General features: G+C 72.5%; 18 protein-coding genes, 4 tRNA genes, 1 other RNA gene and 1 pseudogene. 14 read left to right on the top strand and 10 right to left on the bottom strand.

Annotation, left to right across the window (positions count from 1 at the left end):
* Nucleotides 1-39 precede the first annotated feature (39 nt).
* Nucleotides 40-127: transfer RNA gene (locus tag ABZZ38_RS24585), tRNA-Ser, on the bottom strand.
* A 72-nt stretch (nt 128-199) separates the two neighbouring features.
* On the opposite strand from ABZZ38_RS24585, the gene ffs reads away from it, so the two are divergent.
* The 6 genes from ffs (at nt 200) to ABZZ38_RS24555 (ending at nt 8,876) form a co-directional block, all read left to right on the top strand.
* An RNA gene (ffs, locus tag ABZZ38_RS24580) (signal recognition particle sRNA small type) lies at nt 200-296 on the top strand.
* Nucleotides 297-359: 63 nt separating this feature from the next.
* Complete coding sequence (locus ABZZ38_RS24575) at nt 360-2,615, top strand: DNA polymerase III subunit gamma and tau (RefSeq protein ID WP_356743598.1); 2,256 nt, start codon at nt 360-362, stop codon at nt 2,613-2,615.
* A 61-nt stretch (nt 2,616-2,676) separates the two neighbouring features.
* Nucleotides 2,677-3,939 (top strand): phosphoribosylamine--glycine ligase, encoded by a 1,263-nt coding sequence (gene purD / locus ABZZ38_RS24570; protein ID WP_356743596.1) that lies wholly within the window; start codon nt 2,677-2,679, stop codon nt 3,937-3,939.
* A gap of 227 nt (nt 3,940-4,166) precedes the next feature.
* Nucleotides 4,167-6,200 (top strand): hypothetical protein, encoded by a 2,034-nt coding sequence (locus tag ABZZ38_RS24565; protein ID WP_356743594.1) that lies wholly within the window; start codon nt 4,167-4,169, stop codon nt 6,198-6,200.
* Between the two features lie 232 nt (nt 6,201-6,432).
* Nucleotides 6,433-7,893, top strand: a complete 1,461-nt coding sequence (locus ABZZ38_RS24560) for a N,N-dimethylformamidase beta subunit family domain-containing protein (protein WP_356743592.1) — start codon at nt 6,433-6,435, stop codon at nt 7,891-7,893.
* Between the two features lie 83 nt (nt 7,894-7,976).
* On the top strand, nt 7,977-8,876 hold the full coding sequence (locus ABZZ38_RS24555; RefSeq protein ID WP_356743590.1) for a phosphoribosylaminoimidazolesuccinocarboxamide synthase: 900 nt from the start codon (nt 7,977-7,979) through the stop codon (nt 8,874-8,876).
* A 45-nt stretch (nt 8,877-8,921) separates the two neighbouring features.
* Here the strand turns inward: ABZZ38_RS24555 and ABZZ38_RS24550 are convergent.
* The 8 genes from ABZZ38_RS24550 to ABZZ38_RS24515 all read right to left on the bottom strand — a co-directional run bounded on the left by ABZZ38_RS24550 (nt 8,922) and on the right by ABZZ38_RS24515 (nt 13,883).
* A tRNA-Gly gene (locus ABZZ38_RS24550) sits at nt 8,922-8,994 on the bottom strand.
* Between the two features lie 22 nt (nt 8,995-9,016).
* A complete protein-coding gene (locus ABZZ38_RS24545; RefSeq protein WP_356743588.1) occupies nt 9,017-9,676 on the bottom strand; it encodes a response regulator transcription factor in 660 nt (219 codons plus the stop codon).
* A gap of 25 nt (nt 9,677-9,701) precedes the next feature.
* Nucleotides 9,702-11,129, bottom strand: coding sequence for a histidine kinase (locus tag ABZZ38_RS24540; protein ID WP_356743586.1), 1,428 nt, complete (start codon nt 11,127-11,129; stop codon nt 9,702-9,704).
* A gap of 88 nt (nt 11,130-11,217) precedes the next feature.
* Nucleotides 11,218-11,961: an ABC transporter permease gene (locus ABZZ38_RS24535; protein ID WP_356743604.1), complete on the bottom strand. Its 744-nt coding sequence runs from the start codon at nt 11,959-11,961 to the stop codon at nt 11,218-11,220.
* A gap of 91 nt (nt 11,962-12,052) precedes the next feature.
* The gene (locus tag ABZZ38_RS24530; protein WP_356743584.1) at nt 12,053-12,967 is read right to left on the bottom strand and encodes an ABC transporter ATP-binding protein; all 915 of its coding nucleotides are present in this window, start codon (nt 12,965-12,967) and stop codon (nt 12,053-12,055) included.
* Nucleotides 12,968-13,223: 256 nt separating this feature from the next.
* Nucleotides 13,224-13,296 (bottom strand) — tRNA-Gly (locus ABZZ38_RS24525).
* 66 nt (nt 13,297-13,362) lie between these two features.
* Nucleotides 13,363-13,434: transfer RNA gene (locus ABZZ38_RS24520), tRNA-Gly, on the bottom strand.
* Nucleotides 13,435-13,547: 113 nt separating this feature from the next.
* Nucleotides 13,548-13,883 carry an Lsr2 family protein gene (locus tag ABZZ38_RS24515; RefSeq protein ID WP_356743582.1) on the bottom strand — a complete coding sequence of 112 codons (336 nt, stop codon included), beginning with the start codon at nt 13,881-13,883 and terminating at the stop codon, nt 13,548-13,550.
* A 342-nt stretch (nt 13,884-14,225) separates the two neighbouring features.
* Between ABZZ38_RS24515 and purS the strand changes: the two genes are divergently transcribed.
* The 5 genes and pseudogenes from purS (at nt 14,226) to ABZZ38_RS24490 (ending at nt 18,928) form a co-directional block, all read left to right on the top strand.
* Nucleotides 14,226-14,471 (top strand): phosphoribosylformylglycinamidine synthase subunit PurS, encoded by a 246-nt coding sequence (gene purS, locus ABZZ38_RS24510; protein ID WP_073756364.1) that lies wholly within the window; start codon nt 14,226-14,228, stop codon nt 14,469-14,471.
* Nucleotides 14,468-15,148 (top strand): phosphoribosylformylglycinamidine synthase subunit PurQ, encoded by a 681-nt coding sequence (gene purQ, locus ABZZ38_RS24505; RefSeq protein ID WP_356743580.1) that lies wholly within the window; start codon nt 14,468-14,470, stop codon nt 15,146-15,148. The genes purS and purQ overlap by 4 nt, the downstream gene beginning before the upstream one ends.
* Nucleotides 15,145-17,394 carry a phosphoribosylformylglycinamidine synthase subunit PurL gene (gene purL, locus ABZZ38_RS24500; protein WP_356743578.1) on the top strand — a complete coding sequence of 750 codons (2,250 nt, stop codon included), beginning with the start codon at nt 15,145-15,147 and terminating at the stop codon, nt 17,392-17,394. Before purQ ends, purL begins: the two co-directional genes overlap by 4 nt.
* Before the next feature lie 102 nt (nt 17,395-17,496).
* Complete coding sequence (locus ABZZ38_RS24495) at nt 17,497-17,997, top strand: winged helix-turn-helix domain-containing protein (RefSeq protein ID WP_356743576.1); 501 nt, start codon at nt 17,497-17,499, stop codon at nt 17,995-17,997.
* 25 nt (nt 17,998-18,022) lie between these two features.
* Nucleotides 18,023-18,928 (top strand): annotated as a pseudogene (locus ABZZ38_RS24490) (M23 family metallopeptidase).
* Here the strand turns inward: ABZZ38_RS24490 and ABZZ38_RS24485 are convergent.
* Complete coding sequence (locus ABZZ38_RS24485; RefSeq protein WP_356743574.1) at nt 18,925-19,329, bottom strand: nuclear transport factor 2 family protein; 405 nt, start codon at nt 19,327-19,329, stop codon at nt 18,925-18,927. The pseudogene ABZZ38_RS24490 and the gene ABZZ38_RS24485 sit on opposite strands and share 4 nt — an antisense overlap.
* Before the next feature lie 104 nt (nt 19,330-19,433).
* Between ABZZ38_RS24485 and ABZZ38_RS24480 the strand changes: the two genes are divergently transcribed.
* The 3 genes from ABZZ38_RS24480 to purF all read left to right on the top strand — a co-directional run bounded on the left by ABZZ38_RS24480 (nt 19,434) and on the right by purF (nt 22,864).
* Nucleotides 19,434-20,240 (top strand): sterol carrier family protein, encoded by an 807-nt coding sequence (locus ABZZ38_RS24480; protein WP_356743572.1) that lies wholly within the window; start codon nt 19,434-19,436, stop codon nt 20,238-20,240.
* Between the two features lie 88 nt (nt 20,241-20,328).
* The gene (locus ABZZ38_RS24475; protein ID WP_356743570.1) at nt 20,329-21,153 is read left to right on the top strand and encodes an META domain-containing protein; all 825 of its coding nucleotides are present in this window, start codon (nt 20,329-20,331) and stop codon (nt 21,151-21,153) included.
* A 184-nt stretch (nt 21,154-21,337) separates the two neighbouring features.
* Nucleotides 21,338-22,864: an amidophosphoribosyltransferase gene (purF, locus tag ABZZ38_RS24470; RefSeq protein WP_356743567.1), complete on the top strand. Its 1,527-nt coding sequence runs from the start codon at nt 21,338-21,340 to the stop codon at nt 22,862-22,864.
* The last annotated feature ends 23 nt before the right edge of the window (nt 22,865-22,887 follow it).

The following is a 22,887-nucleotide window of genomic DNA, read 5'->3' as shown; positions in this document are numbered from 1 at the left end:
GAACGGTGGGGCCCTTCGACATCGTGCCCGGTGAGGCACTGGCGGAGGATACGAGATTCGAACTCGTGAGGGGTTGCCCCCAACACGCTTTCCAAGCGTGCGCCCTAGGCCTCTAGGCGAATCCTCCGCCGCAAACAATACAAGACGTTGAGGAGTGCTCGCGAACTCGTTCCCCACCCCCGACATCGGGTACCCTGGCCGCAGCCCCTCACGTGGCGCTATCTGACTGAACTCCCCCAGGGCCGGAAGGCAGCAAGGGTAGGTCGGCTCTGGCGGGTGCGTGAGGGGCGTTTGCGTGCGGGGGAGGGGGCCGGACTCGGGCCCGTCGATTGTCGGTGCGGCCCGATATCGTCGTAAGCGTGTCGTCCCTTGCGCTGTACCGCCGCTATCGTCCCGAGTCCTTCGCCGAGGTCATCGGGCAGGAGCATGTCACCGACCCGTTGCAGCAGGCCCTGCGGAACAACCGGGTCAACCACGCGTACCTGTTCAGCGGGCCGCGCGGCTGTGGCAAGACGACCAGCGCCCGCATCCTCGCCCGCTGCCTGAACTGTGAGCAGGGACCCACGCCCACGCCCTGCGGTGAGTGCCAGTCCTGCCAGGACCTCGCGCGGAACGGACCGGGGTCGATCGATGTCATCGAGATCGACGCCGCGTCGCACGGTGGCGTGGACGACGCCCGTGACCTGCGGGAAAAGGCGTTCTTCGGGCCGGCGAGCAGCCGGTACAAGATCTACATCATCGACGAGGCGCACATGGTCACCTCGGCGGGCTTCAACGCCCTGCTGAAGGTGGTCGAGGAGCCGCCGGAGCACCTCAAGTTCATCTTCGCGACGACCGAGCCCGAGAAGGTCATCGGGACGATCCGGTCGCGTACGCACCACTATCCGTTCCGGCTCGTGCCGCCCGGCACGCTGCGGGACTACCTCGCCGAGGTGTGCGCCAAGGAGCAGATCCCGGTCGCGGACGGGGTGCTGCCCCTGGTCGTACGGGCGGGAGCCGGGTCGGTGCGTGACTCGATGTCCGTCATGGACCAGCTGCTGGCGAGCGCCGCCGAGGACGGTGTGACGTACGCCATGGCGACGTCCCTCCTCGGCTACACGGACGCGTCGCTGCTGGACTCCGTCGTGGACGCGTTCGCCTCCGGGGACGGGGCTGCCACGTTCGAGGTCGTGGACCGGGTCATCGAGGGCGGCGCCGACCCGCGGCGATTCGTCGCCGATCTCCTGGAGCGCCTGCGTGACCTGGTGATCCTCGCCGCCGTGCCGGACGCCGCCGAGAAGGGCCTCATCGACGGGCCCGCCGATGTCGTCGAGCGTATGCAGGCCCAGGCGTCCGTGTTCGGGGCCGCCGAGCTCAGCCGGGCCGCCGACATCGTCAACACCGGGCTGACCGAGATGCGCGGTGCCACATCGCCCCGGCTGCAGCTGGAGCTGATCTGCGCGCGCGTGCTGCTGCCGGCCGCGTTCGGCGACGAGCGGTCGCTGCTCGCCCGGCTGGACCGGCTGGAGCGCGGCTCCGTCGTGCAGGCCGCCTCCTTCCAGGCGACCGGCCAGGGACCCGCCATGGGGTACGTGCCCGGGCCCGAGGCCCATGTGCAGATGCCGCCCGCCGCGGCACAGGTGGCACCGGGTGGCGGGCCCGCCGCTGCCCGCGCGGCGGTACGGGGCCCCGGGGCCGAGCAGCCTCCCCCCGCCCCGGCGCCGGCTCCCGCCCAGGCCCCTGCCCCGGCCCCCGCCCCGGCCCCCGCCCCGGTCCCGGCGCCCGAGCCCGAGCCGCCCGCCCCGCCCGCGCCCGCCGGTCCGCGCCCCGGAGCCTGGCCCTCCGCCGCCGCGCCCGGATCCCAGAGCGCCGGATCCCCGAGCGCCCCCCGGCCCGGGGCCTGGCCCACGGCTTCGGCACCCGGCTCGGGCGGGGCCCAGGCCCCCGGCGCCCGGTCCGCCGCGCCCCAGCACCCGGCACCGCAGACCGCCCAGCCCCAGGCCTCCCAGCCGGCCCAGCCCGCGGCCGGCGCACCCGGCATGGCCCAGGGCGCCGCCCAGGTGCGGAACATGTGGCCGGACATCCTGGAAGCCGTCAAGAACCGCCGCCGCTTCACCTGGATCCTGCTCAGCCAGAACGCGCAGGTGGCCGGCTTCGACGGCACCACCCTCCAGCTCGGCTTCCTCAACGCCGGCGCCCGCGACAACTTCGCGAGCAGCGGCAGTGAGGACGTCCTCAAGCAGGCACTGGCCGAGCAGTTCAACCTCAACTGGAAGATCGAGGCGATCGTCGATCCGTCGGGCGGCTCCGCGCCCCCGTCACCGCCCGGCGGTGGCGGCGGTTACGGCGGACGTCCGCCCCAGGCGCCCGCACCGCAGGCGGGCGCCCCCCGGCCCGTACAGCAGGCTCCCCAGCCGCAGTCCGCGCCCGCCCCCGCGCCGTCCCAGGCACGCCCGCAGGGCGCCCACCCCCCCGCGCCGCAGCCGCCGCGCGCCGCCGCGCCGCGGCCGGTCGCGCCCGAGGACGACATGCCGGAGGACGACGACCCCGACCTCGTCGACTCCGCGCTCTCCGGCCACGAGCTGATCGTCCGCGAGCTCGGGGCCACCGTGGTGGAGGAATATACGAACGAGTAGGAGCGGCCCGCTCGGCATCCCGCACAAGGGGCACCCACCCGCGCGGGCTACCCTGGCTGGCGTGAAGGTCCTCGTCATCGGCGGCGGCGCCCGCGAACACGCCCTGTGCCGCTCCCTCTCCCTCGATCCCGACGTCACCGCTCTGCACTGCGCGCCCGGCAACGCCGGAATCGCGGAGGTCGCCGAGCTTCATCAGGTGGACGCCCTCGACGGCGCCGCCGTGGCCCGCCTCGCCGCGGACCTTCAGGCCGACCTCGTCGTCGTCGGCCCGGAGGCGCCGCTCGTCGCCGGGGTCGCCGACGCCGTACGCGCGGCCGGCATCCCCTGCTTCGGTCCCTCCGAGCAGGCGGCGCGGCTGGAGGGCTCCAAGGCGTTCGCCAAGGACGTGATGGCCGCCGCGGGCGTGCCCACGGCCCGTTCGTACGTCTGCGCCACCCCCGAGGAGATCGACCGGGCGCTGGACGCCTTCGGCGCTCCGTACGTCGTCAAGGACGACGGTCTCGCGGCCGGCAAGGGTGTCGTCGTCACGAGCGACATCGAGCAGGCCCGCGCCCATGCGCGCTCCTGCGACCGCGTGGTCATCGAGGAGTACCTGGACGGCCCCGAGGTCTCCCTCTTCGCGATCACCGACGGCCGTACGGTGCTGCCGCTCACCCCCGCGCAGGACTTCAAGCGCGCCCTCGACGGCGACGAGGGCCCGAACACCGGCGGCATGGGCGCCTACTCCCCGCTGCCCTGGGCCGACCCCAAGCTGGTCGACGAGGTCATGGCGACCGTCCTCCAGCCCACGGTCGACGAGCTGCGCCGCCGGGGCACGCCGTTCGCGGGCCTGCTGTACGCGGGTCTGGCGATCACGTCGCGCGGCGTACGGGTCATCGAGTTCAACGCCCGCTTCGGCGACCCCGAGACGCAGGTCGTCCTCGCCCGGCTCAGGACGCCGCTGGCCGGCGTCCTGCTGAACGCCGCCAAGGGCACCCTCGACAGCGAGCCGCCGCTGAACTGGAGCGACGACGCCGCCGTCACCGTGGTCGTCGCCTCGCACAACTACCCCGACACCCCCCGTACCGGCGACGTGATCGAAGGCCTGGGCGAGGTGGCGGCACAGGACGCGCCGCACGCGTACGTCCTGCACGCCGGGACCAGGCGGGACGGCGACGCGATCGTGAGCGCCGGTGGCCGGGTCCTGTCGGTCACCGCGACCGGCGAGGACCTCGCGCAGGCCCGGGAGCGGGCGTACGCGGCGGTCGGGCGCATCCGGCTGGAGGGCTCCCAGCACCGTACGGACATCGCCCGCGAGGCCGCCGGACCCCGGGCCGGGGAGTGAACCCCGAGGACCGCTGAGCCGTCAGCACCTTTACCCAAAGCCATTCCATCGAGTGACGGCTGCGCCATCCGGATGACGCCTGCCGGTACCCCAACTAGGGTGCCGCGCAGGCGTTCCGGCACTTGGCCCACCGACATTGCGATGTCAGTGGCGGGTGCCACAGTGGGGGAGTGAGCAACGCCACCACGAGGCAGTCCGCTGCAGGCAGGAGGGGGTGACGTACGGCCATGTCCGATGCCGGAATGGGTGAGGAGCGGGGTGCGCGGGCCGCACGGGCCCGTGCGCTCGCCGTGCTGCGGGTCCGCGGAAGGGCGGCGGCGATCGCGCTGCTGCCCGCCGCCCTCGCCGTCGTGCTGTGGGCCGGCGGCGCCACCGGACACCTGGTCGCAGACGGCTGGGACACCGCGCGCTGGACGGTCACCGGTCTCGCGGTGGTCGTGCTGCTCGCCGCGGCGGCCGTCGCCGCCGTGATCGCCCGGGCGAGACCCGCACTGAGCCCGACGGTGCAGATCGCCCAGGAGTCGGCGCCCGACCTGTACCGGCTGGTCGAGGACCTGGCGGGGCGGCTGGACGTGCCCGTTCCCTCCGCCATAGCGCTGACCCCCGACTGTGACAGCTGGCTCGAGGACCGTACGCATCCGGCGCACGGCATACCGGGCGCGCACCGCTCGGACACCGCGCCCGTCCTGGTCATCGGCTCGCCGTTCCTGTGGTGGATGCGGGTGGGCGAGCTGCGCGCGGTGCTCGCGCCGGTCGTCGCGGGCACAGGTCCTTCGGCGCATCCCGACATAGCGGCGGCGCGGCGTTTCGTCCGGGGGCTGGACGCGGCGGTCGCCGTCGCGGGGCGTCCGGGGCTCGATCCGGTACGGCGCCTGGGGGCACGGTTCGTCGGAGTGGTTTCCCGGGCACTGCTGCGGGGCTGCCAGGCGCACGTCGCGGAGATGGAGCGGGGTGTCGCGGCGGCCGCCTCGGAGCGCGCGCAGGGCGTGGACTACGGGCTGCGGATCGTCGCCCAGGAGCAGGTCGGGCTTGCCTACGCGGGCTGGGACCGGCTGCTGACGCGGGTGGCGCTGCCCGCCTGGCGGATGGGCCGCTGGCCGTCCCGGCTCGACGCGGGCGTGGTCTCGGCGCTGACGGAGCTGTCGCGGCGCGACCGGCTGGCCGAGGGCTTCACGTCCCGGTTGGGCGAGCGGCCCGCGTGCGACCTGCTGGAGGAGCCCGGGCTCGTCGACGAGGCCGCCTCGCTGCTCGCCGCGCGTCTCTTCCACGGCGGCCCGGCGCGGGTGGGCCCCGACTGGGCCCCGGTGGACTGGCAGCAGTACCCGGACGAGGTCGTCGACCGCAAATGGCGCACCGAGGCCGCCCGCCTCCATCGGGTCCTGGACCGGCTCGGGGTCCGGCGCGGTGGTGCCGAACCCACGCTGGCGCGTGTCCTCGACCACCTGGCGACGCCGGAGAGCGTCGACCCCCTGGCGGAAGCGATCACCGCGACCCTCGCCGCCGACGAGACGACGCCGCCCCGGCCCGCCCCGTGGCCGGATTCCGACCGCGGTTCGCCGTCCGGCCCCGTCCCCGGCCCCGTCCCCGGCCCCGATTCCGTCCCCAACCCCGGCCCGGTCGCCGATACGGCCCCGCAGCCCGCCGCACAGCCCTCCACACCGGCCGCCGATCTCGCCGGGCCCGCCGATCCGACCGCACCCGCCCCGATCGCGCAGGGCGCCCAGAGCCCCGCCGGGGCCGCCGCCGGTGCCGAGGCGCCCCGTACCTCCCCGGACGCATCCGAGCCGCACGTCGACCCGCAGGACGACCCGCACGGCGCCGCCCCGGCCCCGTCCGCACCCTCGGCCCCGGCCGCCGCCCCGGCGCCGCCCGCACCCGCGCGCGCCCCGCTCCCCGCCGCGGCCACCGTGGTCGAGGCCCCTGTGGCCCCCGCGCCCCCGCCCGCCCACGGCGTGGACCTCGGGCTCGTCGGGCTGGGGGCCGACCAGCTGCCCCTCTTCCCGCTCCAGCCGCCGCGCACCGGCCGGGACCTGCTCGTCGACCACGTCACCGCCATGGTCTGCTGCGCCGCCGTCGACACGGCCGGCGCCGCCCCCGGGCTGGACTGGCTCGACGGGCCCGCCCTGCTCGTCGACGGCAAGCGGCGGGCCGACCTCGCCGGACCCGTCCTGACCCTCATCGAGGACGCCGACCCCGAGCCGCTGCGCGCCTGGCTCGCCGCCGTCGGCGTACGCCCGGAGAAGCCCGTCCGTCTCGGCTGACCCGCGCCGGTCAGCCGAGACGGTCACCGGGTACGGGCACCGCCGGAGGCGCCGCACCACCCGGTACGGCGTGGTAGGACCGAAATGCCGCCGGAACCCGACCTTCCGTTCCCGCCAATTAACGACGAACGGTGACGGACTGCGTGCGTTATGTGATGTGCTGGGGACCGGCACTGACAGTCGCCGCACGAGCGGCGCACGCAAGCACGGGGGCTCGAGGGAGGGGCGCACGATGGGGGCGGAACAGATTCGGCGGTGGGAATCGGGTGCGCTCGCCCACGCCGTGACCGACCCGTTCGGACAGGGCCCACTGCCCTGGCTGCGCGGCAGTGAGCACTACTTCGACGACACCGGCCAGGTCGTGCCCTGGTACGCCGACCCGGCCCTGGCGCGCGGCGGCCACGGCGGCCCGCGCTCCGCCGACGACGTGCACCGCCAGATCAAGGGCTTCGCCTCCACCGGCGCCGTCGCACCCGGCGAGGCGATCGACTTCCACATCACCGTGGACCCGCCCCAGCAGTTCTCGGTCGACATCTACCGGATCGGTCACTACGCCGGCGACGGCGCGTCCAAGATCACGACGAGCCCGCGGCTCTCCGGCATCGTCCAGCCGCCCCCGCTCACCGCCGACCGCACCGTCTCCTGCCACCACTGGTGGCTCTCCTGGCGGCTCCAGGTCCCGTCGTACTGGTCGATCGGCGCGTACGTCGCGGTCCTGACCACCGCCGACGGCTACCGCTCCCACATCCCCTTCACGGTCCGCGACCAGCACCCCGCCGACCTTCTGCTCCTGCTGCCGGACATCACCTGGCAGGCCTACAACCTCTACCCGGAGGACGGCCGCACCGGCGCCAGCCTCTACCACGCCTGGGACGAGGAGGGCCGTCTGCTCGGCGAGGAGGACGCCGCGACCACGGTCTCCTTCGACCGTCCGTACGCCGGCGCCGGGCTTCCGCTGCACGTGGGCCACGCGTACGACTTCATCCGCTGGGCCGAGCGGTACGGCTACGACCTCGCCTACGCCGACGCCCGCGACCTGCACGCCGGCCGCGTCGACCCGACCCGCTACCGCGGCCTGATCTTCCCGGGCCACGACGAGTACTGGTCCGTCCCCATGCGGCGCACGGTGGAGCTCGCCCGCGACCACGGCACCTCGCTCGTCTTCCTCTCCGCCAACACCATGTACTGGCAGGTCGAGCTCGGCCCGTCCGCCTCCGGTGTCCCGGACCGGCTCCTGACCTGCCGAAAACGCCGCGGCCCCGGCAAACCCGCCCTCTGGCGGGAGGTCGACCGCCCCGAGCAGCAACTGCTCGGCATCCAGTACGCGGGCCGGGTCCCCGAGCCCCGGCCGCTGGTCGTCCGCAACGCCGACCACTGGCTGTGGGACGCCACCGGCGCCGGTGACGGCGACGAACTGCCGGGCATGGTCGCCGGCGAGGCCGACCGGTACTTCCCGCGCACCGCCCTCCCCGAGCACCAGCACCGCATCCTGCTCGCCCACTCCCCCTACCAGGACACCGAGGGTGCTCTCCGCCACCAGGAGACGTCCCTGTACCGGGCCCCGTCCGGCGCCCTCGTCTTCGCCTCCGGCACCTTCGCCTGGTCTCCCGCTCTGGACCGCCCGGGTCATGTCGACCTCCGTATCCAGCGCGCCACGGCCAACCTCCTGGACCGCATCTGCAAACGGGACTAAACACCCCCTGAACCCCCTGGCCGAGGCCGCGCCTCCGCATGCGGGAGAATCGGTGCGTCGGTACAGAACCACGGGGAGGAACCGTGTCCGGATTCGTCGAAAAGCCCGAGCCCGTCGAGGTGCCGGGTCTGGTGCATCTGCACACCGGAAAGGTGCGTGATCTGTACCGGAACGAGGCGGGCGACCTCGTCATGGTCGCCAGCGACCGCATCTCCGCCTACGACTGGGTGCTTCCCACCGAGATCCCCGACAAGGGCCGGGTCCTCACCCAGCTGTCGCTGTGGTGGTTCGACCAGCTCGCCGACCTGGTCCCGAACCATGTCCTGTCCACGGAGCTGCCCGCGGACGCCCCGGCGGACTGGGCGGGCCGCACGCTGATCTGCAAGTCCCTGCGCATGGTGCCCGTGGAGTGCGTGGCGCGCGGGTACCTGACGGGCTCCGGCCTCACCGAGTACCTCGAGTCGCGTACGGTCTGCGGGCTCGCGCTCCCCGAGGGTCTCACCGACGGTTCCGAGCTCCCCGCCCCCATCTTCACGCCCGCCACCAAGGCGGCCGTCGGCGATCACGACGAGAACGTGTCGTACGAGGAGGTGGCCCGCCAGGTCGGGGCCGAGACCGCCGCGCAGCTGCGCCAGTCGACGCTCGCGATCTACTCCCGCGCCCGCGACATCGCCCGGGACCGGGGGATCATCCTGGCGGACACCAAGTTCGAGTTCGGTTTCGACGGCGACGGCCTGTGCCTCGCGGACGAGGTCCTGACCCCGGACTCGTCCCGCTTCTGGCCCGCCGACATCTGGGAGCCGGGGCACGCCCAGCCCTCGTACGACAAGCAGTACGTCCGTGACTGGCTGACCTCTCCGGCGTCCGGCTGGGACCGCCGCAGCGAGCAGCCGCCGCCTGCGCTCCCGCGGGAGGTCGTGGACGCGACCCGCGGCAAGTACGTGGAGGCGTACGAGCGGCTGACCGGCACCAGCTGGTCCTGAGCACGCGTAAGCCCCCCGGCCGACCGGCCGGGGGGCTTATCTCCGAGCGGACGACGAGGCTCGAACTCGCGACCTCAACCTTGGCAAGGTTGCGCTCTACCAACTGAGCTACGTCCGCATGCGCCGTAGCGCGGAAACCACTATACCCAACCTCGCTCGCGTGCCCTACGCACTGCCGTGTGACGGTTCTCCGCACCCAGCTTCGAAGCGGCCGACGACAGATAGTTCCGTACGGTCCCCGGGGAGAGCGACGCCCGCTCGGCGATCTCCGCGATCGGCGCCCCGTCCGCCGCCAGCTCCAGCACCTCGGCCTCCCGCGCGGTCAGCGGTGAGTTCCCGGCGGAGATCGCGTCGGCCGCCAACTCCGGGTCCACATAGCGGCTCCCGGCGTGGACGGTGCGGATGATCTCGGCGAGCCGCTGGGCGCTGACGGTCTTCGGCACGAAGCCGCGCACGCCCGCCGCGAGCGCCCGCTTCAGGTGCCCGGGGCGGCCATGGCTGGTCACGATCATGGTGCGGCACGCGGGGAGCTCGGCCCGGAGGGATGTGGCGACCTTCACACCGTCCGCGCCCGGCATCCGGAGGTCCAGCACCGCCACGTCGGGCCGGTGCGCCCGCGCCATGGCGAGCGCCTCGGGCCCGGACGCCGCCTCGGCGACGACCACGAGATCGTCCTCCAGGGCCAGCAGCGCGGCGAGCGCGCCCCGGATCAGATGCTCGTCGTCGGCGAGCAGGACGCGTACGGGGGTCACGGGGCTCCTTCCGGGGCGGTCGTGTGTACGGGGCTCACGGGGCCCCATCCGGCGTGGCCGCCCCGCAGGGGGTTCACCGGGCTCCTTCCGGGCCGGACGCCCGCACGGGCGCGGCGGGTGCCACGGCTGCCGCAGCTGTCGAGGGCGCGGCCGATGTCTCAGGCTCGGCGGGCGTCATAGGAGCGGTGGGTGCCACGGGCTCGGCGGGCGTCAGCGGCGCGGCAGACGTCGCAGGCGCCACGGCAGCCGCCGCAGCCCCAGCAGCCGCAGGGCTCCCCGGCGACACCGGTACGCGTGCCGTCACCCGGAACCGCCCGCCGCTCACCCGGCGCGCCTCCAGCGTGCCGTCCAGCGCGGCGAGGCGCTCCCGCAGCCCGGCCAGCCCCGATCCCCCGCCGGCCCCCGTCCCGGCCGGCAGCGCGCCCCCGCCCGGGGCTCCCGACACCCCGTCGTTCTCGATGACCAGCACCGCACACCCCTCCTCCCTGCCCACCGACACCGTGCAGCGGCGGGCGTCCCCGTGCCGCAGCACGTTCGTCGCGGCCTCCCGCACCACCCACGCGAGCGCCGACTGCACGCGCGCCGGCAGGGCGGCCTCCGCGGACTCGACGGCGCAGGCGATGCCGGCCGCCGCCAACACGCCGCGCGCACCCTCCAGTTCGGTGTGCAGGTCCGCCTCGCGGTAACCGCGCACCACGTCCCGGACCTCCCGCTGGGAGTCCTGCGCGATCCGCTGCACCTCCGCCATCTGCTCCACCGCCCGCTCGGCCAGGCCGCGCCGGGCGAGCTGCACCGCCAGCTCGGACTTGAGCGCGATGACGGACAGGTTGCGGCCCATCACGTCGTGCAGGTCGCGCCCGAAGCGGAGCCGTTCCTCCGCCACCGCGAGCCGTGCCTGCAGCTCACGAGCCGCGTCCAGCTCCCACACCGACCGCAGCAGCCACGCCGAGAAGCCGCTGGTGAACGCGAGCCCCACCCCGGCGAACGTGACCCCGACCGAGAAGGCGCCCGCCTGCACGGGGGGCAGCCCCAGCGCGAGGCCCACCAGCCCGGTGCCGGCTGCCGTGCCGAGCACCAGGTACAGCATGTGCCGCACCTTCGGCAGGGCCAGCACCAGCGCGGCGATGCCGAAACCGAGGGTTCCGGTGGTCAGGGTCGCCGCCGCGCCCGTGTCGTCCATCGCGCCGAACCGGTACAGCGCGAGCGCCCCCGCGGCGATCACGGCCGACACCCCGCCGTGCACCGCCATGAGCCGGTACGGGCGACGTGCCCGCCGCCCTACGGTCCAGTCGAGTGCGAGCGAGGCCAGCACGCCGCCCAGCGCGGCGTGCGCGGTGACCAGCAGGAGCAGCCATCCACCGAGCGGCTGCGGCGATCGGCTGAGTACGCCGAGGCCTATCGACGCGACCTCGATCAGGGCGAACAGGTGGTAGGACCATCGGGTGTAGAGCTCGACCTTCTCCGGGTTGCTCCGCCGGCTCCACCAGCCCGTCAGCCTCACTTCACGGCCCCCCACTTCCACCTCGGCACCCCCGACTTACCTCGGCCGAGCCCGACCGGCCCCGACCTTCCCCCGGTCGCCCCCCGGCTCAGCGGCGCGGCTCCCAGCGGAACCACCGCTGCACAGCAAACACCGAGATCACCGTCCAGGCCAGCGTGGTCGTCACGGCACCCACCGCTTCCCCCGGCTCGATCCCACCGAGCCAGCCGGCCCGGACGAGCGTCATCACGCCCGTCAGCGGCAGCAGTTCGCACAACGAGGCCATCTTCTCCGGGAACACCTCCAGCGGGACGAACAGGCCGGAGCCCGCCGACGAGACGACGAACAGCGGCATCGTCGTGATCTGGGCGCTCTCCACGGTGCGGGTCAGGCCCGCCGTCACCGCCGCGAGCGTCACGAGCAGCACCAGCCCCAGCAGCACACCCCCCACGAGGAGTTCGGGCCTCTCCGGGGCCCGCACGTCCAGGAACGCCACGCCGGCGACCACCATCAGCACGCTCTGCGCCACCCCCAGCACGCCGGCGGGCAGCGCGGTGCCGGCCAGGATCTCCCGGTCCGACACCTCCCCCGTACGCAGCCGCTTCAGCACCAGCTCCTCGCGCCGCGCCACATACGCGGAGACCGGGTTGAGGTACACGACGAGGAGCAGCGCCATCACGATGCCACCGCTCAGCGACGCCTCGGCCACGCTCATCCCGGTTCCTTCGAGCCCGACGCCGGCGACCGAGGAGCGTATGACGCCGACCATGAGCAGGGGCATGAGCAGCGCCACGAAGAGGGCGTACCGGTTCCGTACGAGAAGGGTGAGCTCGGCCCGCCCCAGGGCCGCCATCCGCCCGGCCACCCCGGTCGTCACCTTCCGCGCCGCCGCACCGGCCGTACCCGCCGTGTCGGTGGCATCCGTCACACCGGTCGTCGCCATGTCACACCTCCGCCTTGTCCGTCTGCCGCGCGATGTCGAGGAACGCCTCTTCGAGGGAGGCCGAGCGGGCGTCGAGCCCTTCCAGCCGTACGCCGTTGTCCCGCGCCCACGCCAGTAGTTCACCGAGGGCGTCCTGCAGTTCGTGCGTACGGATCTCCACCCGCCGCCCCGGCGACTCGGCGGCCCGCAGCGACAGCGGCAGCCGCCCGGCGGGTATGCCGTCGGGCAGGACGAAGCGGATGCGGGCGGGCCGGGTCGCCGTCACCTCGGCCGGGGTGCCGGCCGTCACGACGCGCCCCCCGTGCATGATGGCCAGCCGGTCGGCGAGCGTCTCGGCCTCTTCCAGGTAGTGCGTGGTGAGCAGCACGGTCGTACCGTCCTCGCGCAGCGCGCGCACCAACTCCCAGGTGTCGCGCCGCCCTTCCACGTCGAGCCCGGTCGACGGCTCGTCCAGGAACACCACCTCGGGCCGCCCCAGGAGGGCCAGCGCCAGGTCCAGTCGCCGCCGCTCACCGCCCGACAGCTGCTTGACGCGCACACGGGCCCGGGCGGACAGGCCCACCATCTCCAGCGCCTCCCCGATCGGCCGGGCCCCGCTGGTGCACCCGGACCACATCCGTACGGTCTCGGTGACGGTCAGGTCGGAGGGGAAGCCGCCCTCCTGGAGCATCACGCCGATCCGGGGCCGTACGGCGGCCCGTTCGCGGTACGGGTCGTGGCCGAGGACCCGCACCCGGCCGCCGCTGGGGCGGGCCAGGCCCTCCAGCAGCTCGACGGTGGAGGTCTTCCCCGCGCCGTTCGTGCCGAGCAGGGCGAAGATCTCGCCGCGCCCGACGGAGAAGGTGATGCCGGTCACGGCCTCGAAGCCGCCGGCGTAACGGCGCCGGACGTCTTCCGCTTCGATCACATCGGTCATGGCTCCAGGCTTCCGCCGCCCGGCGCGCGGGGGCAGGACGCGCTGTCATCGATCCCCGATGACAAATGTCATCGGGGCGCCCGCGAAGGGCCACTCGCCTGGGGCATGGTGAGAAGCGCGCCTGAGGCGCCGCGAGAAGGGCGGTGGACGACCGTGGACGACGTGGGGGACGGAGCGGAGGGTCCGTGGGATGAACGTCGGAGCGACGGGAAACGCCGAAGGCCCCGATCGTGATGATCGGGGCCTTCGCACTCTGAGCGGACGACGAGATTCGAACTCGCGACCCTCACCTTGGCAAGGTGATGCTCTACCAACTGAGCCACGTCCGCAGTGCTGCCGCTCAGCTCTCACTGGGCGGTGCGAACACCACTGTACCTGATCGATACGTGATGTAGAGCGGGTGACAGGAATCGCACACTGCGCCTTCCCCCTGGAAGGGGGATGTTCTACTACTGAACTACACCCGCACGCTGCGTGAGGTGGGGCCTTCCGGCCTCGCCCCTCGGCGTGATCCAGACTCTAGCCGATCACCGGGGGTGTCGCGCAACTCGGCGTCCGAGGGGTGTCCTTCGGACCGCCGTCAGCTCGCCTCGCGGAACGCCTCGTAGACCCGCTTGGGGATGCGTCCGCGCGCCGGTACGTCCATCTTGTTGGACTGCGCCCAGGCGCGGACGGCCGCCGGGTCGGGCTCCAGGGCGGTGTGCGTGTACGACGCCCGCGATCTCGCGGCGGTGGCGCTGCCGGAGCGCTTCCGGCCGGCCGCCACGTACGGGGCGAGGGCCTTGCGCAGTTTCTTCGCGTTGGCGGTGCTGAGGTCAATCTCGTACATCGTGCCGTCGAGCCCGAACATGACCGTTTCCGCCGCTTCTCCGCCGTCGATGTCGTCGAAGAGCGTGACCACTACGCGCTGCGCCACGGATATCGGTCCTTTCGCGCGGTGTTGCCGCCTTGACGTGCGGTGACACCGACTTATGGCTGTTGAGGACTGTTGCGCGCCGTTGCGGCGGCAATGCCGCTTTCCTGTGTATTCCTTTGTACAGCTAAAGGCGTCACAATGTGAAGCCCAGCCAATTGCATCAGCGTGTCCGCCGCAATGCTGTGGAGGTTTCTTTTCCGGGATTTTCCCGTGGAGTTCTCAACGGGTTCTTCCGGGATGACCGACGCGCACTTGTAGGGTCCTCCAGATGTCTACCCGCGTAGAATTTGGAGACAGGTACGCTGAGGGAACCGCCCACGCAACACACCACCGGGAGTGCCAGTGGCACGCGTCGTAGTCGACGTCATGCTCAAGCCGGAGATCCTCGACCCGCAGGGACAGGCGGTGCAGCGCGCACTGCCCCGCCTCGGTTTCGAGGGGATCGCGGACGTCCGTCAGGGAAAGCGCTTCGAGCTGGATGTGGAGGGGCCGGTCGATGACGCCGCCCTCGCCCGCATCCACGAGATGGCCGAAACCTTCCTCGCCAACACCGTCATCGAGGACTTCGTCGTAAAGGTGGAGTCGTGACCACTCGTATCGGAGTCGTCACCTTCCCGGGGACGCTCGACGACAGGGACGCCCTGCGCGCCGCCCGGCTCGCGGGCGCCGAGCCCGTTTCGCTGTGGCACCGTGACAAGGACCTGAAGCAGGTCGACGCGGTCGTGCTCGCCGGCGGTTTCTCCTACGGCGACTATCTGCGCGCCGGGGCCATCTCGCGGTTCTCGCCCGTGATGGAGACGATCATCGAGCAGGCGAAGGCCGGTATGCCGGTCCTCGGTATCTGCAATGGCTTCCAGGTGCTGACCGAAACGCACCTGCTGCCGGGCGCGATGCTGCGCAACAACCACCTGCACTTCATCTGCCGCGACCAGAAGCTGCGCGTGGAGAACGCGGAGACCGCCTGGACCGCCGACTACGAAGCCGGCCAGGAGATCTCCGTACCGCTCAAGAACATCGACGGCCGGTACGTCGCCGACGAGCGGGTCCTCGATGAGCTGGAGGCGGAGGGCCGGGTCGCCTTCCGCTACCTGGACGGCAACCCCAACGGCTCGCTGCGCGACATCGCCGGCATCACCAACGCCGCCGGCAACGTCGTCGGGCTGATGCCGCACCCCGAGCACGCGATCGAGCCGCTGATCGGTACGGGCCGTACCGACGGGCTCGGTTTCTTCACCTCGATCCTCAAGAAGTTGGTCAGCGCATGACTCTCGACACCGTCAAGCACGCTGCCGAGACCCCGGACGTCGAACAGCCCTGGGCCGAGCTCGGCCTCAAGGGGGACGAGTACGAGCGCATCCGGGAGATCCTCGGACGGCGCCCGACCGGTGCCGAGCTCGCCATGTACTCCGTCATGTGGTCCGAGCACTGCTCGTACAAGAGCAGCAAGGTCCACCTGAAGCAGTTCGGCGAGAAGGTGCCGGAGAACGACGCGATGCTCGTCGGCATCGGCGAGAACGCCGGCGTCGTCGACGTCGGCCAGGGGTACGCGGTGACCTTCAAGGTCGAGTCGCACAACCACCCCAGCTACATCGAGCCCTACCAGGGCGCGGCCACCGGCGTCGGCGGCATCGTCCGCGACATCCTCGCCATGGGCGCCCGCCCGGTCGCGGTCGTGGACCCGCTGCGGTTCGGCGCGGCCGACCACCCCGACACCAAGCGCGTCCTGCCGGGCGTCGTCGCGGGCATCGGCGGCTACGGCAACTGCCTGGGCCTGCCGAACATCGGCGGCGAGGTCGTCTTCGACTCCTGCTACCAGGGCAACCCGCTGGTCAACGCCGGCTGCATCGGTGTGATGAAGCACGAGGACATCCACCTCGCCAAGGCGTCCGGCCCCGGCAACAAGGTCATCCTGTACGGCGCCCGCACCGGCGGCGACGGCATCGGCGGCGTCTCGGTCCTCGCGTCCGAGACCTTCGACGACACAAAGCCGACCAAGCGGCCCGCCGTCCAGGTGGGTGACCCGTTCCAGGAGAAGCTCCTCATCGAGTGCACCCTTGAGATCTTCAAGGAGAAGCTGGTCGCGGGCATCCAGGACCTCGGTGGCGCGGGCCTGTCCTGCGCGACCAGTGAGCTCGCGTCCGCCGGCTCCGGCGGTATGCGCGTCGAGCTCGACACCGTGCCGCTGCGCGACGCGACGCTCTCGCCCGAGGAGATCCTCATGAGCGAGTCGCAGGAGCGCATGTGCGCGATCGTCGAGCCGCAGCACGTCGACCGGTTCATGGAGATCTGCGAGAAGTGGGACGTGACCGCCACCGTCATCGGTGAGGTCACGGACGGGGACCACCTGGAGATCTTCTGGCACGGCGAGCTCATCGTGGACGTGCCGCCCGGCACCGTCGCCCACGAGGGCCCGACCTACCACCGGCCGTACGAGCGCCCGGAGTGGCAGGACGCGCTCCAGGCCGACGACGCGAACAAGCTGCCCCGGCCGCAGTCGGCGCGGGAGCTGCGCGAGCAGGTCCTGAAGCTGGTCGCCCACCCCAACCAGGCCTCCAAGGCGTGGGTCACCGACCAGTACGACCGTTTCGTGCAGGGCAACACGGTCCTCGCCCAGCCCGAGGACTCCGGCATGATCCGCATCGACGAGGAGACCAACCTCGGCGTGGCGATCGCCACCGACGGCAACGGCCGGTACGCGAAGCTGGACCCGTACACGGGTGCCCAGCTGGCGCTGGCGGAGGCGTACCGCAATGTCGCCGCCTCCGGTGCCAAGCCGCTCGCCATCTCCGACTGCCTGAACTTCGGTTCGCCCGAGGACCCGGCCGTGATGTGGCAGTTCGCCGAGGCGACGCGCGGTCTGGCCGACGGCTGCCTGCAGCTTGGGACGCCGGTGACCGGCGGCAACGTCTCGCTGTACAACCAGACCGGTGACGTGGCGATCCACCCGACGCCCGTCGTGGCCGTCCTCGGTGTGATCGACGATGTGAACCGCCGTACGCCGATCGCCTTCGCGGAAGAGGGCCAGCTGCTCTACCTGCTCGGGGAGACGGCGGAGGAGTTCGGCGGCTCGGCCTGGTCCGAGGTGGTCCACGGCCACCTGGGCGGCCTGCCGCCCAGGGTCGACCTGGACCGGGAGAAGCTGCTCGGCGAGATCCTGATCGCCGCATCCCGCGACGGCATGATCGACGCGGCGCACGACCTGTCCGACGGCGGGCTCGTGCAGGCGGTCGTCGAGTCCTGCCTGCGCGGCGGCAACGGCGCGCGCCTGGTCGTCCCGGACGGTCTGGACGCCTTCACGTTCCTCTTCAGCGAGTCGGCCGGCCGTGCGGTCGTGGCCGTCCCGCGCAGCGAGGAGCTCCGCTTCACCGACATGTGCGGCGCGCGCGGTCTGCCCGCGACGCGCATCGGTGTCGTGGACGGCGACGAGGTCGACGTCCAGGGCGAGTTCTCCATCCCGCTGAGCGAGCTGCGTACGGCGCACGAGGGGACCATCCCGGCCCTGCTCGCCTGACGCGTCCGTCTGCCGGAGCCCCCGCCCGGACCTCACGGTTCGGGCGGGGGCTCTGTCGTGTGACCGTTGCACGCCATTACGTAATTACGTATTCTTCTGGTCATGGAGCTGGAGGAGCGTGTCGCGGAACTGGAGCGGCGCATGGCGGCGCTGGAGAGCGGCGACCGTGCCGCATCGCCCGTCGGCGAGGGTGACTTCTGGGCCCTGGAAGGGCTCAAGGCGCAGCTTGCGGAGGCCGGTGCGGGGGACGGCGGGGTGCTGTTCACCGGAGCCGTACGGCTGCCGACGGGCGAGCAGTACGAGTGGCAGGACGGCGCCCTCGTCGCGCACCAGATGGCCGACGACTGGTCCGAGGCCGCCGAACCGTTCGCGGCGCTCGGGCACCCGGTCCGGCTGCGGTTGCTGCGGGAGATCCTCGGCGGCCGGCGCACCGCCGCCGAGCTGGCGGCGCTTGAGGAGATCGGCACGACCGGCCAGATCTACCACCACCTGCGCCAACTGACCGGCGCGGGCTGGCTCCACACCGCCGGGCGGGGCCGCTACGAGGTCCCGCCGGGACGCGTGGTGCCGCTGCTCGTGGCGCTGTCGACCGCGCGCACGTGATCACCGCAGACACCGGGGGAACGGTATGACCGCACGCAAGTCCGCCGCGATACCCGTCCGCCTGCTGTGGGCGGTCTTCCTGGTCCAGGCGATCGTCTCGCCCTTCGTCGACCTGCCGTACAACTACTGGCTGGGCTGGCTGCCGGCGCTGGCGGCCGTCGCCATCGGCGGCGCGCTCAGCCACGGCCGGCAGCGCCGTACCGCCGCCGAGCCCCCGGGCCACCGGTCGAGGTCGGCCCGCCCGTGACCGGCACCTGGTCCGCGCTGAACAGCCCGGCCGACAAGGTGCCGAGCCATGGCACGCACCAGTACGGACAGACGTACGCCATCGACATCGTGACCGAGGCCGGAGGGGCACGGCGGACCCGAGGGGCAGGGCGGGCAGGGGAGGCGCTCACGGCCCGGGTTCGCCTGGCTGTGGCCGGTCGCCCGGCGCAACGGCGACTTCCCGGCATTCGGCGCCCCGCTGCTCGCGGTCGCCGACGGCACGGTGGTGCGCGCGGAGGACGAGCAGCGCGACCACCTGAGCCGCAACTCCCTCGCCGGGCTGCTCTACCTGCTGCTCTTCGAGAGCGTGTGCCGCGCCCTGGGCGGCGCGCGCCGGGTCGTCGGCAACCACCTCGTCCTCGACCTCGGCGACGGTACGTACGCGGCCTACGCCCACCTCCAGCGCGGCTCCCTCGCCGTCCGCCCGGGGGACCGGGTCGTCGCCGGTCAGCGGATCGCCCGCTGCGGCAACTCCGGCAACTCCACGGAGCCGCACCTGCACTTCCAGCTGATGGACGGCCCGGACCCGGACACGGCCCGGGGCGTGCCGTTCACCTGGCGCGGCGTGGGCGTGCCGGCGAACGGCGAGACCTTCACGGCGAAGTGGCCGGCGTCGGCGCCGGAGGCGGCACCGGAGCCGGACCCGGCACCCGAAGCCGCCTAGTCGGCGGTGCCCCAGAAGGCGTCCGTCTCGTCGATGTCCTCGACACACTCGTCGACGTCGGTGATCTTGCCGCCCACCATCGTGAAGAACAGCCCGCCTCTCATCTCGATGCCGCGGTCCCCGCGCTCGGCGTACCACTTGTGGACGGCCATGACGTGCCCGCGCCCGTCCGGGAAGACGCCCTGGAGGTCGGCGCGGAAGCTGCCACCGGACAGCTCGAAGACCTTGGCGAACAGTCCGAGGACGTTGTCCCGGCCCTTGAAGTGCCCGGAGATCTGGTTCGACCCCGGGCAGTGGTAGGCGCAGTCCGCCGTCATCAGGGAGGCGAGGGAGTCCATGTCGCCCTTGCCGAATGCCTCGTAACCCCGGCGCACCAGGGCACTGTCCGGGTGCTCGGCCATGGGTGCCACACCCCTTCCGTATCGGTACCGGTTCGTGCCCGCTCCCCTCCATCGTCCGCCCGGTACGTGGCCCGCGCCATGTGGCGGCGGGCTAGTCTCTTCCCATGCCAACGGCCAGGAAGCGCAACCGTAGTTACGACTCCGCCAGGACCCGCGCCGCCGTGCTCGCCCAGTTCGCGCACGTACGGGACGCGGTCGTCACCCTCACCCCCGAGCAGCTCGCCCTGCCGACCCGGCTCGGGGAGTGGACCGTGCGCGAGCTGGCCGCGCACATCACCATGGGGGTGCGCTCCGTCGTCCGGGGCGCGACCGGGCCCGAGCCCGTCTCCCTCGACCTGACGCTGCTCGACTGGCCGCCCGCCACGCGGAAGTACGCCGGGCAGGTCGACGAGGACACGCGTGAGATCGCCGCTGCGGCGGCCGACGACCCGGCCGCTCTCGCCGAGCTGTACGCGGAAACGGGGCGGCAGTTCGAGGAGACGCTCGCGGCGTCCGGGGACGAGCGGCTGCTCACGACCCGGTTCGGCGGCGTGCGCCTCGGGGACTTCCTGGTGACCCGCACCGTGGAGCTGATCGTCCACACCGACGACCTGAACGACGCAACCGGGCTGGGTATCCCGTACGACCGCGAGGCGCTGGCCGCCTGCACCCGGCTGCTGGCCGACGCGCTCGCCGCGAAGGGCCCCGGCGGCTCGGTGGAGGTCCGGGTGCCGCCGTACGCGGTCGTGCAGTGCGTCGAGGGCCCGAAGCACACGCGCGGCACCCCGCCGAACGTCGTCGAGACGGACCCGCTCACCTGGATCCGGCTCGCCACGGGCCGTACGACGTGGGCGGACGCCCTCGCCGCGGCCCACGTCCAGGCGAGCGGTGAGCGGGCCGACCTGTCACCCCTGCTGCCGGTCCTGGGCTGAGACGCCGCTGCCGGGGCCCACGCGGGCCCCGGCGCCCGGGAGAGGGACCGCGAGGGAACCGCGCGGAGGGACATTCCGTCACATCGGCATGTCCACCACGCAGAAGCAGCACCTCACGGCGGCAGCCGCCCTCGCCCCGCTCCTCGCCCTGGCCCTCGCCGCGTGCGGCGGCCAGAAGGGCTCCGGCGCGGGGGACGGCGGCGGCTCGGACCGCCCGGACCTGCCGGTCACCGGTGTTCACTGGGCCGTCGACAGCGTCACCGTGGACGGCAGGAAGAGCGCCGCCCCGCCCGGCTCCCATGTCGAGATCGACGTCAAGGGGCAGGCCACCGGCACGTACGGCTGCAACCACTTCAACGCCAAGGCCACCGTCGACGGCGACACGATCACCCTCCGCGACGCCGGGATGACCGAGATGGCGTGCCCGGAGCCGGTGCAGGCCTTCGAGAACGCCCTCAAGTCCGCGCTGGACGGCACGCTCAGGGCGAAGCTGGACGGCGACAGGCTGACGCTCACGACGTCCGGCGGCGACACCGTGCAGCTCACCGAACAGCCCCCGGCCCCGCTCGTCTCCACCGAGTGGACCGTCGACTCGCTCACCGAGGACGGCACGGCGACGTCCCTGCCCGCCGGCGCACGCGGCAAGGCCCGTTTCGTCTTCGGTGAGGACGGCTCCGTACGCGGCACCCTCGGCTGCAACCGGTTCTCCGCCAAGGCCGCCGTCGACGGCGGGACGATCACGTTCGGGCCCGCCGTCACGACACGCAAACTGTGCCCCGGAGCCGGGATGGACCTGGAGCGGGCCCTGCTCAAGGTGATGACCGGCAAGGTCACGTACACGATCGACGACCGCACCCTGACCCTCACCGCCCCGGACGGCACGGGCTTCGCGGCGAACGCGACCGCCAAGTAGCCCCGCGGCGGACCGGCGGGTGATTTCGGTCGGCCACTGCGAGGTCCGTCACACCCCGCGCGCCCCGCGATCGGACAAAGCCCGCTGGTCAGCGGGGCGCGGGCTGGACGATCGGCGGAAGGACCGGGTCCGCGGCCCGGTAGCCAATTCGGACCAGTGGTCGATCTCGCCTACACTCGGTGGCGTGCCACGTGGTGACGGTCGACTCAATCACGATCTGCTTCCCGGCGAAAAAGGCCCCCAGGACGCTTGTGGCGTCTTCGGTGTCTGGGCTCCGGGTGAAGAGGTCGCAAAGCTCACGTACTTCGGGCTCTACGCCCTCCAGCATCGGGGCCAGGAATCCGCGGGAATCGCGGTCAGCAACGGCTCCCAGATCCTCGTCTTCAAGGACATGGGCCTCGTTTCCCAGGTCTTCGACGAGACCTCTCTCGGTTCCCTCCAGGGCCACATCGCGGTCGGTCACGCCCGCTACTCGACCACCGGTGCGTCCGTGTGGGAGAACGCGCAGCCGACCTTCCGGGCCACCGCGCACGGCTCCATCGCGCTCGGCCACAACGGCAACCTCGTCAACACGGCGCAGCTCGCCGAGATGGTCGCCGGCCTCCCCAAGGACAACGGCCGCTCCACCCAGGTGGCGGCCACCAACGACACCGACCTGGTCACCGCGCTCCTCGCGGGCCAGACGGACGACGACGGCAAGCCGCTGACCGTCGAGGAGGCCGCCGCGAAGGTCCTCCCCGAGGTCATGGGCGCCTTCTCCCTCGTCTTCATGGACGAGCACACCCTCTACGCCGCCCGCGACCCGCAGGGCATCCGCCCGCTGGTCCTCGGCCGCCTGGAGCGCGGCTGGGTCGTCGCCTCCGAGTCCGCCGCCCTCGACATCTGCGGCGCCGCCTACGTTCGCGAGGTCGAGCCGGGCGAGCTGATCGCCATCGACGAGAACGGCATCCGCACCTCTCGATTCGCGGAAGCGAAGCCCAAGGGCTGTGTCTTCGAGTATGTGTACCTGGCGCGTCCCGACACCGACATCGCCGGCCGGAATGTGTACCTCTCCCGGGTGGAGATGGGCCGGAAACTGGCCAAGGAAGCCCCGGTCGACGCCGACCTGGTCATAGCGACCCCGGAATCCGGCACCCCCGCCGCGATCGGATACGCGGAAGCCAGCGGCATCCCCTTCGGCGCGGGCCTGGTCAAGAACGCGTACGTCGGCCGGACCTTCATCCAGCCGTCCCAGACGATTCGCCAGCTGGGAATCCGCCTGAAGCTGAACCCCCTCAAGGAAGTCATCAAGGGCAAGCGCCTGGTGGTCGTCGACGACTCGATCGTCCGCGGCAACACCCAGCGCGCGCTCGTCCGGATGCTCCGCGAGGCCGGCGCCGCCGAGGTCCACATCCGGATCTCGTCCCCGCCGGTGAAGTGGCCGTGCTTCTTCGGCATCGACTTCGCCACCCGCGCGGAGCTGATCGCCAACGGCATGACGGTGGAGGAGATCGGCAAGTCGCTGGGCGCCGACTCCCTCTCGTACATCTCCCTCGACGGCATGATCGAGGCCACCACCATCGACAAGCAGAAGCTCTGCCGCGCCTGCTTCGACGGTGAGTACCCGATGGAGCTGCCGGACCCCGAGCTGCTCGGCAAGCAGCTGCTGGAGACCGAGCTGGCCGCCGGGCCCGCCGCCACGGCCGCGGCCGACGCGCTGCGCCGCCCGTAGGACCCCGCAATCCCTGCAGTACG

This window comes from Streptomyces sp. NPDC006368, from assembly GCF_040612535.1.
Classification (GTDB): domain Bacteria; phylum Actinomycetota; class Actinomycetes; order Streptomycetales; family Streptomycetaceae; genus Streptomyces.
Note: the sequence above shows the minus strand (reverse complement) of the source record. Positions and strands in the feature narration are given on the sequence as shown.